The organism is Cryobacterium frigoriphilum (assembly GCF_004403305.1).
In the GTDB taxonomy this organism is placed as follows: domain Bacteria; phylum Actinomycetota; class Actinomycetes; order Actinomycetales; family Microbacteriaceae; genus Cryobacterium; species Cryobacterium frigoriphilum.
On sequence record NZ_SOHE01000060.1, the window covers coordinates 98,947 to 113,123 of the forward strand.

13 protein-coding genes and 1 pseudogene are annotated in these 14,177 nt (G+C 67.6%); 12 read left to right on the plus strand and 2 right to left on the minus strand.

Annotated features, from left to right (window positions below; all coding sequences use genetic code 11):
• Positions 1-9 precede the first annotated feature (9 nt).
• Both murJ and E3T55_RS14580 read right to left on the minus strand, forming a co-directional pair.
• Complete coding sequence (murJ, locus tag E3T55_RS14575; RefSeq protein ID WP_134520286.1) at positions 10-1,635, minus strand: murein biosynthesis integral membrane protein MurJ; 1,626 nt, start codon at positions 1,633-1,635, stop codon at positions 10-12.
• Entirely contained in the window at positions 1,628-3,958 is a 2,331-nt protein-coding gene (locus E3T55_RS14580; protein WP_134520287.1) for a DUF6049 family protein, read from the minus strand. The genes murJ and E3T55_RS14580 overlap by 8 nt, the downstream gene beginning before the upstream one ends.
• Positions 3,959-4,046: 88 nt before the next feature.
• Between E3T55_RS14580 and E3T55_RS14585 the strand changes: the two genes are divergently transcribed.
• The 12 genes and pseudogenes from E3T55_RS14585 (at position 4,047) to E3T55_RS14640 (ending at position 14,033) form a co-directional block, all read left to right on the plus strand.
• A complete protein-coding gene (locus tag E3T55_RS14585) occupies positions 4,047-5,486 on the plus strand; it encodes a CCA tRNA nucleotidyltransferase (protein WP_134520288.1) in 1,440 nt (479 codons plus the stop codon).
• 305 nt (positions 5,487-5,791) lie between these two features.
• A pseudogene (gene rpsF, locus E3T55_RS21085) lies at positions 5,792-6,160 on the plus strand (30S ribosomal protein S6); the annotation flags it as partial.
• Positions 6,161-6,454: 294 nt separating this feature from the next.
• Complete coding sequence (locus tag E3T55_RS14595; protein WP_134520290.1) at positions 6,455-6,988, plus strand: single-stranded DNA-binding protein; 534 nt, start codon at positions 6,455-6,457, stop codon at positions 6,986-6,988.
• 77 nt (positions 6,989-7,065) lie between these two features.
• Complete coding sequence (rpsR, locus tag E3T55_RS14600) at positions 7,066-7,329, plus strand: 30S ribosomal protein S18 (RefSeq protein WP_035835236.1); 264 nt, start codon at positions 7,066-7,068, stop codon at positions 7,327-7,329.
• An 11-nt stretch (positions 7,330-7,340) separates the two neighbouring features.
• On the plus strand, positions 7,341-7,790 hold the full coding sequence (gene rplI, locus E3T55_RS14605; RefSeq protein WP_134520291.1) for a 50S ribosomal protein L9: 450 nt from the start codon (positions 7,341-7,343) through the stop codon (positions 7,788-7,790).
• Positions 7,791-8,271: 481 nt separating this feature from the next.
• The gene (dnaB, locus tag E3T55_RS14610; protein WP_134520292.1) at positions 8,272-9,678 is read left to right on the plus strand and encodes a replicative DNA helicase; all 1,407 of its coding nucleotides are present in this window, start codon (positions 8,272-8,274) and stop codon (positions 9,676-9,678) included.
• Between the two features lie 132 nt (positions 9,679-9,810).
• Positions 9,811-10,428, plus strand: a complete 618-nt coding sequence (locus E3T55_RS14615; RefSeq protein ID WP_134520293.1) for a hypothetical protein — start codon at positions 9,811-9,813, stop codon at positions 10,426-10,428.
• Positions 10,429-10,575: 147 nt separating this feature from the next.
• Positions 10,576-11,226, plus strand: coding sequence for a copper resistance CopC family protein (locus tag E3T55_RS14620; RefSeq protein ID WP_134520294.1), 651 nt, complete (start codon positions 10,576-10,578; stop codon positions 11,224-11,226).
• 4 nt (positions 11,227-11,230) lie between these two features.
• Positions 11,231-11,767 (plus strand): copper chaperone PCu(A)C, encoded by a 537-nt coding sequence (locus tag E3T55_RS14625; protein ID WP_134520295.1) that lies wholly within the window; start codon positions 11,231-11,233, stop codon positions 11,765-11,767.
• On the plus strand, positions 11,767-13,035 hold the full coding sequence (locus E3T55_RS14630; protein ID WP_134520296.1) for a Dyp-type peroxidase: 1,269 nt from the start codon (positions 11,767-11,769) through the stop codon (positions 13,033-13,035). Before E3T55_RS14625 ends, E3T55_RS14630 begins: the two co-directional genes overlap by 1 nt.
• A gap of 123 nt (positions 13,036-13,158) precedes the next feature.
• Complete coding sequence (locus tag E3T55_RS14635; RefSeq protein ID WP_174775474.1) at positions 13,159-13,785, plus strand: DUF308 domain-containing protein; 627 nt, start codon at positions 13,159-13,161, stop codon at positions 13,783-13,785.
• Entirely contained in the window at positions 13,782-14,033 is a 252-nt protein-coding gene (locus tag E3T55_RS14640; RefSeq protein WP_241993077.1) for a hypothetical protein, read from the plus strand. Before E3T55_RS14635 ends, E3T55_RS14640 begins: the two co-directional genes overlap by 4 nt.
• Positions 14,034-14,177 lie beyond the last annotated feature (144 nt).

Here is a 14,177-nt window from a genome sequence, read left to right on the forward strand (position 1 = left end):
GGGCGCTGGTCAGCGGCGCAGGCGGGCGCGCAGTGGCGTCAGGAATGCTTGCAGCTCGGCGCTGCGCATGAGCAGCAGCATGCCGAAATACGACGAGGCCATCACGAGGCCAACGGCGATCATGGACACGATCGCCCCGAACCGCCCGGAGACCGCGAAGCCGCCCTGCTGCGTGCCGCCGAGCAGCCAGACAAGACTCAGGCCGAGTAACACCGGGAGGATGGCGGCCGTGAGGTATTTGACCAGGCTCTGCAGCATCCGTCGACCGTCAAGGCCCCCCAGGCGCCGGCGCAGCAGAACCGCAGCCAGAGCGGCCTGCAGCACCCCGGACACGGTGATGACACCGGCGATACCGACGGCGATCCACTCGACCGGCAGCTGGGTGCAGCCGAGCACGCCGAGCAAAATCAGCACGACCTGGAACAGCGTGAAGAAGAACGGCGTGCGGGTGTCGCCGAGCGCGTAGAAGGTTCGCTGCAGCACGAAGAGCACACAGAACGGCACCAGACCGACGATGAACGCGAGGATCACGTTGCCGATGCCGACGATCTGGTCGAAGGGCGACACGAAGACCGCCGCGAAGGGGTAGGCACACACGGCGATGACGGCCGACGCCAGGACGATCAGCAGCGTCGTTCCGCGGATGGCCGACGAGGCATCCGTCTTGACGAGGTCGAACTTGGCGAGGGCCGCGTGTTCGCTCATGCGGGTGAAGTAGGCCGTCGCGACCGAGACGGTGATGACCGAGTGCGGCAGCATGAAGATGAGCCAGGCGGTCGCGAGTACGAAGACGGATGCCTGCCCCGTCGCGAGCGTGGCGACCTGCGTTTCGGCGATGCCGGCACCGGTGGTGAGCAGCAGCATGCCGAAGGTCCAGCCGGCCATGCGGCCGGTGGCGCGCAGGCCCACGCCGCGAAAGTGAAAGTCCGGCCGGAAGCGCAGACCGATGCGGCGCCAGAAATAGAACAGCACCAGGGCCTGCGCGACGACGCCGAGGGTGGCGCTGCCGGCCAACACGGCGACCATCGCGGGCGTGACCTCACCGGCGGAGCGCGACCCGGTGGGGTCGGCACCGAACATGATCGCGAAGACGACCAGACCGGCGATCGCGACGACGTTGTTGAGCACGGGAACCCAGGTGAAGGGACCGAACGATTTGCGGGCGTTGAGCACCTCGCCCAGCAGGGTATAGAGGCCGTAGAAGAACATCTGCGGCAGGCACCAGTACGCGAAGGCGATGGCCAGGGCGAGCTGATCTGACGAGAGATTGAGTCCGATGAAGCCGGTGATCAGCGGGGCCAGCGCGACGGCGACGACGGTCGTGATCGTGAGAATCAGCAGCGCGAGGGTCAACAGCTTGTTGATGTAGGCGGTACCGCCGTCGGCGTGCTGGCTGGCCCGCACGATCTGGGGCACCAGAACGGCCGTCAGGATGCCGCCGGCCACGATGACGTAGACGGTGTTCGGCAGCTGGTTGGCGATGCTGAAGGCGTCGGCGCTGTCGCCGTAGGCACCGATCATGCCCGCGAGCACGATCAGCTTCACGAAGCCGAGAATGCGGGACACGATCGTGCCGGAGGCCAGAAACAGGCTCGCCCGGCCGATGCCGCCGGAGTCGACCGTGGCGCTAGCCATGGGGCTGCACCGTCAACGGGTACGGCGGCGCTGTCGGCGGGGAGTCCGAGCCTGGGTCGGGCAGCTCGGCGCTGTCGGCCGTGCCGTCGGCTTCGCGCTCGGCGCGCTCCTTGCGGCGGCGCACGATGTTGCGCCAGATTCCGAAGCCGAAGAAGGCCACGACGAGTCCCGCGAAGATCGCGGCGCCCACGCCCTCCCAGTCGGCGCGCACGTTCACCGCGATCGGTGCTGATTCACCGAGCGCCGTTCCGGCGGGAGTGAAGAGGGTGACCCGCAGGGTGACGTCGCCGTTGCCGATCGCGGCCGAGACCGGGATGGTGATGGCTTTCGCGGAGTTGGGATCGATGGTCGTGTCGAGATCGCTGCCGACGATCAGACGCCCGTTAGAGGGAATCACCTGCACGCGCACCGTCACCGACTGGTCGAAGGTGTTGTTGAGGGTGATCGGGAAGGGCACCTTGCTGCCCAGCACCTGCACCGGTCCGCGCGTCGTGACGGTGACCGATTGCAGCGTTTCAGCGGATGCCGCGAGGCTCGTCGTGATCTGGTCCTGCCAGCTCACTGACTGGTCGGCCCAGGAGGTGGAGAGCAGCGAGAGCAGTTCGAGTCGTGCCGGTGCGGTGACGGTCACCGGGTCGGCGAGCACGCTGGAGAACCCGGTCAGCTGCGCTTCGCGCTCGAGCAGTGAGCGAACCGGGCCGAGGCGGCTGTCCGGCTCGGCCCCCGAGTCGAAGTCCACTCCCGCGGCCGGGGGGGCACCGAGCGCGGCCTGCAGCGTCGCCGGGGTCTCCCAGAGCAGGCCGCTGAGGGCCTCCAGGGTCTGGCCGACGCGGTCGGCGGACTCCGGCCAGCCCCGGTCGAAACTCGCCACGAGCGTGCGGGCCGTGCTCGGGTCCTCGGCCGAGACGACGGCGAGTCGGGACGCGACCTCGGCCATGGCGGCGCTCCACGTCGCATCCGTGGTCGCCATCGCGGCGGTGTGCAGCGCATCGGAGAGGGCATCGTCGGTCACCAGGCCCGTGCCGCTCGGCAGGGCGACGACCGCGTTCGGGGTGGGGATCTCGGAGCGGTTCACGTTCGTTTCGCTCAGCACGGTCGTGGTGAGGCCGCTCGCCGCGAAGAAGTCGAGGTCGTCGCGGGCGACCGTTCCCGTGCCGGGCCAGGCGATGTCGGTGCGGGTGTAGTCCCAGGCGAGCAGGTCGGCGCTCGTCGGCGGGGTCACGGTGTCCGTGGTGGTGCCGTCGGCGGGCGGCGCCGTTGCCGCGTCTGTGCCGTCGGTTTGCTCGGTGCCCTCTGTCGCGTCGGTCGGTGTTGCGGTGGGCGTCGTGAAGAGCGCGGGATCGATGCTCGGGTCGAACGAGATCGGTGCCAGCACCGCGGCCGCGCCGGCCTGTGATTGCAGGGCGGGGTCGGCATCCGCGTAACCGAGCGGAAAGATGTCGTTGCTGGCCAGGTCGAGCCGGCTCAGCCAGTCGAGGGCGCTGGCCGGCGCGGACGAACCGAGGATGCGAATTGACGCGATGATCATCGGGTCGATCGCGATGGCCACCGGACGGTTGATGACACCGTCCAGCTGACGGGTGAGGAGGCCGGCCGCGCTCGTATACGACTCCAGAGCGATCGCGGGAATCAGTCCGGCGGATCCTTCCGGCACGGTGATGGGCATCAGAACCGACAGGTTGACCGGTGTAATCTCGTCGTCGAGAAACCAGACGAACGTGCCGCGTCCCTCAACCTGCAGGTCGGAGCCCGCCTCGAGGGTGGCCGCGATGCCACGCGCGCCCCAGTTGTTCAGCGCGGTCAGGCTGACGGATGCCGCGGGCACGGTCACCGGAAGGGTCACCGTCGCTCCGGCCGGGATCGCACTCGTTGTCGGCACGCTCACGAGCAGGTCGCCGCGGTTGGTGGACTCGGCGTCGGCGAGCCAATCCTCCAGGGCCGTGCGGGTGGTGAGGGCACGCTGGGCAAGATAGATGTCAACCGTGCCGAGCCCGATCTCGGCGCTCGTGGGGTTGGCGATGGTCACCGAGACGGTCAGGTCTTCGCCCGGCCGCAGGGGCGCCAGGCCGGCGGGAGCGACGGTGAGGCTCGGCTCCGAGGCGTCGGTCGCGGCGGGGAGCGAGGTGGCCAGGCCCGCGGTGTTGGCTGCTGTGTTGGCTCCGGCCTCGGTCAGCCCGAGGGCGCCGGCGGGCAGCATGACGCTCGACGCCGCGAGCAGCAGGCCGAGCAGGGCGGCGACCCGTGGCATCCGTCGGCGTGGACGAGCGCCGCGCACGGCGCGGGAAATCGCAGGCCGGCGCGCGGGAATTGACTCGGCCACCATGCACTGAATCTTACGGCGGTGATCCGGGAGTCCCGTGCGCGGCCCGCGCGCGCCGAGCAACGTCGTCGTCGGCAACTAATATGGAGGGATGCAAAGCGTCGCGTCTGCCCTCGCGCGACTGGGGGACCTGGCCGCGTCACCCACCGTGTCCCGCCTCGCGGCCGCATTCGCCGCCGCCGGCCACGAGCTGGCCCTGGTGGGCGGCCCGGTGCGCGACTCCTTTCTCAACCGGCCGGTACACGACCTCGATTTCACGACGGATGCGACGCCCGACCGTATTTTGCACCTCGTGAAACCGCTCGCTGATGCCCACTGGGACATCGGCCGGGCCTTCGGCACGATCGGCGCGCTGGTCGGCGGCGAGACCGTGGAGATCACCACCTACCGCGCCGACAGCTACGACGGCACGACCCGCAAGCCCGACGTGGTCTTCGGAACGAGTCTCGAAGAAGACCTGATGCGCCGTGATTTCACGGTGAATGCCCTCGCGTTGCGATTGCCGGCCGTGACCCTCGTCGACCCCTCGGGCGGCATCGACGACCTGCTGGGCAAGGTGCTGCGCACGCCGTCGACGCCCGCCGTATCGTTCGGCGATGACCCGCTGCGGATGCTGCGCGGGGCCCGCTTCACCTCCCAGCTCGGCTTCACCCTCGACGTGGAAACCGCCGACGCGATGGAGGCGATGCGGGAGAGTATCGCCATCATCTCGGCCGAACGCATCGGCGATGAGATCGCCAAGCTGCTGCGCTCGGACAACCCGAGGGCGGGCATCGAGGTGCTGATGGAATCCGGGCTGGCCGAGATCGTGCTGCCGGAAATTCCCGCGCTGCGCCTCGAAATAGACGAGCACCACCACCATAAAGACGTCTACCAGCACACGCTGACCGTTCTCGAGCAGGCGATCGGCTACGAGAAGAGCCGCGGCAACCTCGGCGGCCCTGGCCACGCGCCCGACCTCATCGTGCGCCTCGCGGCGCTGCTGCACGACATCGGCAAGCCCGCGACCCGCAAGCTCGAGCCCGGCGGTGTCGTGAGTTTCTACCACCACGACGTGGTCGGATCCAAGCTCGCCAAGAAGCGGCTACGCGCCCTGCGCTACGACAACGAGACGATCAACGCGGTGGCGAAGCTCATCGAGCTGCACCTGCGCTTCTTCGGCTACACCGAGGGCGCCTGGACGGATTCGGCCGTGCGCCGCTACGTGCGGGATGCCGGCGATCAGCTCGAGCGCCTGCACATTCTGACCAGGGCCGACGTGACGACCCGCAATCGGCGCAAGGCAGACCGGTTGGGCTTCGCCTACGACGACCTCGAACAGCGCATTGCCGCCCTCGCCGAGAAGGAGCAGATGGATGCCGTGCGTCCCGACCTCGACGGGGAGCAGATCATGGCCATTCTGGGCGTTCGTCCCGGGCGTGAGGTCGGTGAGGCCTACCGTTTTCTGCTCGAGCAGCGCCTCGACGACGGTCCGCTCGGGGTGCCCGAGGCCACCCGGCGCCTGCAGTCCTGGTGGGCCGAACGTTCCTGAGCTCATTCGCGAGCTCATTCGCGAGAATTTTCGGGGGCATGATCGGGTCCTCCACAGGGTGGCGTCAGGGCGAGTTGTGCACAGATTGGTGCAATCGTGCCCGGTGCGAGCGGATGCGGCGCAGGATGGCAGCAGATGGTCGGCGCGGAGGGCGCCGGGTCACGAAATAGCAAACTGCTCGTTCGTGCGGTAGTCTGGGCAGGTTGTCTGCGCGCCGAACTCTCGGCCTCCGCGTTCGACACATGCACAACCCTCCTGTTGCAGAAAGTCTGCAGCCGTTTTAGTCCGAAGGAGGTGGGTTAGTCATGCATCAGTACGAACTTATGGTTATCCTCGATCCCGAGATCGATGAGCGCACCGTAGCTCCCAGCCTTGACAAGTTCCTCAACGTTGTTCGCAACGATGGCGGAACCATTGACAAGGTTGATGTCTGGGGTCGTCGTCGTCTCGCTTACGAGATCAACAAGAAGACCGAAGGCATCTACGCCGTTGTCGACTTCACCGCGAACGCCGATGCAACGGTCGAGCTCGACCGTCAGCTGAAGCTGTCCGAGGCCGTCATGCGCACCAAGGTGCTCCGCGCCGAAGAGGGCATCGCCCAGGTCGTCGTGGCCGGCAAGCTTGCCGCCGAGAAGGCCGCCCGCAAGGCAGCCAACCCGAAGGTCATCGCTGCCAAGGCTGAGGCTGCTACCGCTGCTGCCGCCGCGAAGATCGCTGCAGCTGCTGCCGCGAAGACCGCTGCCGCTACGGCTGAGGCAACCCCGGCTCCGGTCGAGGCTCCGAAGGTCGCGGCTCCCGCAGTCGTCAAGGCTCCGGCTCCCGCTACGGCCAAGTCTGCCGCTCCGGCAGCCAAGGTCGCCGCTGCTGCCGCCGCTGCGAAGCCTGCCGCTGCGAAGCCGGCTGCCGCCAAGGTCGCCGAGGCTCCCGCCGCGGACGCGTCCACCGACAAGGCAAGCGACAAGTAGCCCATGGCCGGCGAGACCGTAATCACCGTAGTGGGCAACCTCACCAGCGATCCGGAACTGCGTTACACGCAGAACGGGCTGGCCGTTGCCAACTTCACCATCGCCTCCACTCCGCGCAATTTCGATCGCGCAACGAGCGAGTGGAAAGATGGTGACGCACTCTTCCTGCGTGCGAGCGTTTGGCGTGAATTCGCCGAACACGTGGCCGGCTCATTGACCAAGGGTGCTCGCGTCATTGCGACCGGGCGTCTCAAGCAGCGTTCCTACGAGACCAAGGAAGGTGAGAAGCGCACGAGCATGGAGCTCGAGATCGACGAAATCGGTCCTTCGCTGCGCTACTCCACCGCCGCGGTCACCCGGGCACCGTCTAACGGCGGCGGCGGCCAGCAGAGAGCCAACACTCCTGCCCCGCAGCAGCAGCAGTCCAACGATGAGCCCTGGGCGCCCACCGCCCCCGCCAAGACGGCCGCGCCTGCGGCGTCCGGCGGAGACGCGTGGAACAACCCGGGCAACTTCGGCGACGAGACTCCCTTCTAGGCTGCGCCCTCGGGCCTGGCTTCTCAGCTGCGCCTACGGGCCTGGCTCACGACAATTTCAAGAAAGTAAAGGAAATCATGGCTGGAAAGTCGAGCGGCGACCGCCGCAAGCCGCTCCGCGGTGCTAAGGGTGGCAAGAACGCCGCCCCCGCGAAGTCGATCCGGGTTGGTGTCATCGATTACAAGGATGTCCCCACCCTTCGTAAGTTCATCTCCGAGCGTGGAAAGATCCGCGCCCGCCGCATCACAGGCGTTTCCGTTCAGGAACAGCGCCTCATCGCCCGTGCCGTCAAGAACGCCCGCGAAATGGCCTTGCTGCCCTACGCAGGCTCAGGCCGGTAAGGAACCCCAACATGTCGAAATTGATTCTGACGCATGAGGTCTCCGGCCTCGGTGCACCCGGCGACGTCGTAGACGTCAAGAACGGCTACGGCCGTAACTATCTCGTTCCCAAGGGTTTCGCTGTGGCGTGGACCCGCGGTGGCGAGAAGCAGATCGAGCAGATCAAAGCCGCTCGTCTGGCCCGTGAGCACGCAACCCTCGAAGAGGCTCAGGCCTTGAAGGTTGCGCTCGAAAACGCCAAGGTCAAGCTGGTCGTCAAGGCCGGCGCTGGCGGGCGCCTCTTCGGCTCCGTCAAGACCGCTGATGTGGCCGACGCGGTTGCCGCGGCCGGCCTCGGTGCCATCGACAAGCGCAAGATCGAGCTCAGCGCGATCAAGCTGACTGGCGAGCACCAGGCTACGGTTCGTCTTCGTGACGAGCTCAGCGCCACGATCACCCTCGAGGTTGTCGCAGCGAAGTAGTCGCACCACCTGCGTTACCAGTACCACCAGCAACACATCGATGTAGCGGAGGACTCCGGATGGAGTCCTCCGCTACACCTCGTTAAGGGCCAATTTCAGTTGCCGAGTTGCGTACCGAACGGGCTGCTTTGTGCACAGGTCGGGCACCAGGCAAGCGGTTTCGAAGCAATCTCAAAACAACTTTTTTCACAGGGCTGTGGAAACATAAAATACCTGATCAAAGTTTGTTTTTTCGAGAAAATTGTTTCGTTGTCCACAGGGCTGTCCACAGGTTGTGCACACGCTCAGCGGCGTTTCGCCCAGATTCTCCACAGAGTTATCCACAGGCATATTAGGTGGACACCGAGTCGGGTATCTAGGGTAGGCGAGCGGCATCTTCCTGCTCTGTACACACCCTCGCGACAATGTCTGAGGGTGCTGGTACACCGGAACCACCACTGCATCACCACCACTGCACTACCAAACAGGGAAGAGGCGCGACGTGTCCATCGCTCATCTGGGTCTGGCTGATCAACGCGGCGCGTCCGACCGCGGCCTCGAAGCGCGAACAACGGATGCCCCGCGCAGCTCCGAGCGCACCCTGCCGCACGACCTGCTCGCCGAGCAGAGCGCCCTCGGCGGCATGATGCTCAGCAAGGATGCCGTCGCCGACGTCGTCGAGACCGTGCGCGGCGGCGACTTCTACATTCCCAAGCACGAGATCATCTTCGACGCGATCCTCTCCCTGTACGCCCAGGGCGAGCCGACCGACGTCATCACCGTCACCGACGAGCTCACCAAGGTCGGCGAGCTCTCCCGTGCCGGTGGCGCCGACTACCTGCACACCCTCACGAGCCTGGTTCCCACGGCCGCCAACGCCGGTTTCTATTCCACCATCGTCGCGGAGCGTGCCCTGTTGCGCCGCCTGGTCGAGGCCGGCACCCGCATCGCCCAAATGGGCTACGCGGCCGAGGGCGAGGTGCTCGACCTCGTCAACACCGCTCAGGCCGAGATCTACGCCGTCACCGGCGGCACCCAGACCGAGGACTACGTTCCCCTCACCGACGCCGTCACCGCTGCCATCGACGAGATCGAGGCCGCCAAGCTCAAAGACGGCCAGATGAGCGGAGTGCCGACCGGCTTCGCCGACCTCGACGAGCTCACCAACGGCTTTCACGGCGGCCAGCTCATCATCGTCGCCGCCCGCCCGGCGCTCGGCAAGTCGACCCTCGCTCTCGACTTCGCCCGCTCCGCCTCGATCAAGCACGACCTGCCGAGCATCTTCTTCTCCCTTGAAATGGGACGCAGCGAGATTGCGATGCGTTTGCTCGCGGCGGAGGCATCCGTTCCCCTGCAGAGCATGCGCAAGGGCAGCGTTGATGCTCGGGACTGGACGACCATCGCCGCGACCCGCGGACGCATCAACGATGCTCCGCTCTACATCGACGACAGCCCCAACATGACCCTCGTCGAGATTCGCGCGAAGTGTCGGCGCCTGAAGCAGCGGGTCGGGCTCAAGCTCGTTGTCATCGACTACCTGCAGCTGATGACCTCGGGCAAGAAGGTCGAGTCGCGCCAGCAGGAGGTCAGTGAATTCTCGCGTGCACTCAAGCTCTTGGCCAAGGAGCTGCAGGTACCCGTCATCGCGCTCTCCCAGCTCAACCGTGGCCCAGAGCAGCGCGCCGACAAGATGCCGGCCATCAGCGACCTGCGCGAGTCCGGCTCGCTCGAGCAAGACGCCGACATGGTGATTCTGCTGCACCGCGAGAGCGCCTACGAGAAAGACAACCCGCGCGCCGGCGAGGCCGACCTGATCGTGGCCAAGCACCGTAACGGTCCGACCCGCACCGTGACCGTCGCCTTCCACGGCCACTACTCGCGCTTCGCGGACATGGTCGCGGGCGGCTGACCCGCAGCAGCGCTGCGCGACACCACGGGTGCGGCCCCGTCTGGGGGCAGCGGATGCGGCGGGCGAGCACCGCGTGAGCGGTATGGTGACACCCAGGGGTGCCGTTGGGGAGCCCCGGAAGTCGGGTGCCGCGTGACGAGCAGGTGGGCGAGGGTCGGTCGTGGTTCGCTGACCGCATCCGTCGCCGTTCTGCTCGCCGGCCTCTCGCACGTCGCGGCCGGCGGTACCGCCCCGGCCCTGCTCGGCAGCGTTGTTGCCCTCGCCTTCGCCGTTCCGGTCAGTGTGCTGCTGGCCGGCAAGACCCTGTCGCTGTTTCGGTTGTCGCTCGCCGTCGGCGTGAGCCAGCTGCTGCTGCACGCCCTGTTCGGCCTCGGTGCCGGTAGCGGCGGGGCCATGACCGTCGCCGGCCATCACGGCCTGGTGACCGTCGCCGCCGACACCACGGTGGTGCACGCCCTGCAGCACGGCGCCATGCACTCCGGCGGCACCATGTGGTTGGCTCACGGCCTCGCGGCCCTCGTCACGGTGATCGCCCTGCGCCGCACGGAACGAGCGACCGTCGCCCTGCTGCATTTCGCACAGACGCAGCTGCGCGCCGTGCTCATCGTCTTCAGCGGGGCACTGCCCGTTCTGATCCGCGCCACCACCGTGCGCACCAGCCTGCTCGGCACCTTCGTGCCCAACGAGCTCGCCGTGCTGCTCTCCCCGATGCGGCATCGCGGCCCGCCACGGGTTCAGACCGCACTCTAAGCTCTCTCTCACGCCTGCCGCGCGGTCCGCCCGCGCAGGCGCCGCCATCCGTTGGCGGTGCGTACCCCGTGCCCTCGTGGCACCGGACCAACGCCTGCTCAGCGGAAGACCCCAGCACAGCCACCGACTCACACCTCGGAGGTCGCCATGAGCGCGCCCCTGTCCCCGCCCGATCACCCGGCGCTGCCCCGCCTCACCGCACGCGTGCTTGCTCTTGCAGCGGGCGCGGCGCTCGCCCTGCTGCTGCCGATCGCGTTGGCCACCCCGGCCGGCGCGCACGACCAGGTGATCTCCAGCACGCCCGCCGAGGGCGAGCACCTCGCAGCGGCACCGGGCGAGGTGGCGATGACGTTCACGAGCGACGTGCTCGAACTCGGCGCCATCATGCTCGTGGTCGACGCGAACGGCGAAGACTGGGCCAGCGGCCCGCCAGAACTCGAAGGGGCCCAGGCCGTGCAGGCGCTCACCGACGGACTGCCGGACGGCGCCTATCAGCTGCGCTGGCGCGTGGTTTCGGCCGATGGCCACCCGATTTCGGGCACCGTCGACTTCACCATCGGTTCGGTGCCCGAGACGGATGCCGCGGCCGCGGAGCCCCGTGCCACCCCGGCCGCCGTCGCGGCCGAATCCGACACCGCCGTGACGGGCGGCAGCGACTTTCCGCTGCTGCTGACCGGCCTGATCGGAGCATCCGTCGGCATCGGCGTCTACCTGCTGGCCCTGCTCCGGCGCCGCGGGCGACCCCACGTGGCTCGGGCGCACAACAACACTCTTCACCACCCTACGAACGGAATCTGATCCCATGACACGTACACACACGTCCCCCCGCCTGATCGTGCTGGCCGCAGCGACCCTGCTCGCCCTGGCCGGCTGCGCAGCCAGCCCCGCTGTACCCGCGAACACCGCGGACACCGCTGCAGCTGCCGATGCACTCACCATTCAGGATTCCTGGGTGAAGGCCGCCGAGACCGGCATGTCGGCCGCGTTTGGTCTGCTCGAGAACTCGTCCGACACCGACATCACCATCGTCTCGGCCGTGAGCGCCGCCGCGACCATGATCGAACTGCACGAAACGGTCGAAAATGATGCCGGAGCACTGGTTATGCAGCAAAAAGAGGGCGGCTTCGTCGTTCCCGCCAACGGCTCGTACGAGTTGGCTCCCGGCGCCAACCACCTCATGATGATGGGCCTCAGCGCGGCGCTTCCGGCCGGAACCGAGTCGACCTTCACGCTGACACTCTCTGACGGCTCCGAGTTCGAGTTCGCGGCCACGGCCAAGGACTACGCCGGGGCGAATGAATCGTACGAGGGCGGCATGGACATGAACGACGGCCGGTAATGTCTGACGAGAATCTCGACCGGGGCGCCGGCTCAGGCGCCGCAGCCGGCCATCGACTCAGCCGCCGCCACCTGCTGTTCGGCGGGGCCGCCGCGGGCATTGGCGCCGCCAGCGCCGTGGGAATCGATCTCGCGACCCGTCCGGCCCGGGCGGCCCGTCGGGGCGCACAGATCACCGCCCCCGTGGCCGGTGCGGCCGACGGATCGGAAACCGTCGCGTTCTATGGACCGCACCAGGCCGGCGTGGAGACGCGGCCGCAGGCAGCCGTCACCCTGGTGGCGCTCGACCTGCTGCCCGAAACGGATGCCGGCGCGCTGCGACGGATGATGCGGGTGCTGACCCACGACGCGGCCCGGCTGACCCAGGGTCAGGCGGCTCTGGCCGACTCGGAACCGGAACTCGCCGTCACCCCGGCCCGGCTCACCGTGACGTTCGGCTTCGGTCCGGGGCTCGTCGCCCGGGCCGGAGGCGCGGCACCAGCCTGGCTGCGGCCGCTGCCCGCCTTCGCGATTGACCAGCTTGACGACGCCTGGAACGGCGGCGATCTGCTGCTGCAGATCGCCGCCGACGACCCGGTCACGGTCGCGCACGCGACCCGCATGCTGCTCAAAGACAGCCGGTCCTTCACAACCGTGCGCTGGCGGCAGACCGGTTTTCGTCGATCGGCCGGCGTTGAAAAGCCCGGCACGACCATGCGCAACCTGTTCGGACAGGTCGACGGCACCGTGAATCTGGTGGCCGGAACCGAAGATTTCGATTCGCTGGTCTGGGGCGGGGCCGACAATCCGGCCTGGCTGCACGGTGGCACGGGCTTCGTGCTGCGGCGCATCCGAATGAACCTCGACAAGTGGGACGGACTCGACCGGGCCGGGCGGGAGGCATCCGTCGGCCGCACCCTGGCGACCGGCGCGCCGCTGACCGGCAGCCACGAGACCGATGAGCCGGACTTCACGGCGACGACGGCGATCGGGTTTCCCGTGATTGCGGAGTTCTCGCACCTGCGCCGGGCCCGCTCCGAGAACCGGGGCGAACGCATTTTGCGTCGTGGCTACAACTACGACGACACGCCCGACGCGTCGGGCGTGTCCAATTCGGGGCTGCTCTTTGTGGCCTTCCAGGCGGATGTCGACGCCCAGTTCGTTCCCATCCAGCGCCGCCTCGACGAGCTCGATCTGCTCAATCAGTGGACCACTCCGATCGGCTCAGCGGTCTTCGCGATCGCCCCCGGGTGCGGCCCCGACGGGTATATCGGCCAGACGCTGTTCTGAACGGCGCCAGCTCCGGTCTCGACGCACCCAGGAGGCGGCGAGACCGGTCGGCGTCCCGCGGTCACGTACAGGCGGGCCGCGTAGACTGGGCAGGACCTGTCCAAGTGATGAAAGGGGTCGTGCGTGGCGAAATCGCAGCCGGCATCCGCTGCCCTGCCGCGGTACTGGACCGTACCGATCGGCCGTGCCCTCATCGCCCTCGTTGCCGCCGTCGTGATCACCTTCAACCGGGATCATTCGGCGGCCTTCGGACTGATGGTCTTCGGTGGCTATGCCCTCATCGGCGGCATTTTTCTCACGATTGCCAGCTGGCGCACCCTCGTCGACTCCCGCGACCGCCAGCTGTTCGTGGTTCAGGGTCTTGTCGGCGTGCTCGCCGGTGCCCTCGCACTGCTCTTCGCCGACGGCGGGCTCGGCTTCTTCCTCTACCTGGTCAGTGTTTGGGGGGCCATTACCGGGTTCCTCGAACTGTTCAGCGGCGTGCGTCGCCGTCGCGCGGCATCCGTCGGCGTGAGCCCACGCGACTGGATGAGCATGGGCGGTCTCACCGCGGTGCTCGCCCTCGCCTTTCTGCTGCTGCCACCGAACACGGTCGTCGCCGTCGGACTGCTCGGCGCCTACCTCGTAGTGCTCGGCATGTACCTCGTCATCGGCGGGCTTTCCCTCAAATGGGCGGCGACGGATGCCCCGCGTCCCGTCGCTCCCGTCGCCCCCAGTGCCCCCACTGCCAACGAATCGGACACCCAGTGACCCAGAACCCCCCGCACCAGCCCAGCCGTTCCGACCGACTGAAGCCCTTGGAACTGGTCGGTATCTCGGGGGCGATGGGGCTGTTCGTCGGCCTCACGATCCTGCTCACCACCCGCGAGGTCGTGCTGAGCCTGATCGCGCTCGGCATCACCTTCATCATCGCGCTCGTCGTCATCGCGATGCTCGTACTGGGCATGAAGCCGAACGCCGCCGAGATCGACGACCTCGACGAGCAAAACAACCACTAGCTCGCCGACACCCCGGGTTTGCTGCCCTGGGTGGCGAATTCAGGAAATCCGGGTGTCGTCGCCACCCCGGGTTTGCTGCCCCGGGTGGCGAATTCAGGAAATCCGGGTCTCGTCGACGACGGATGCCCGCGGTCGCGGGCATCC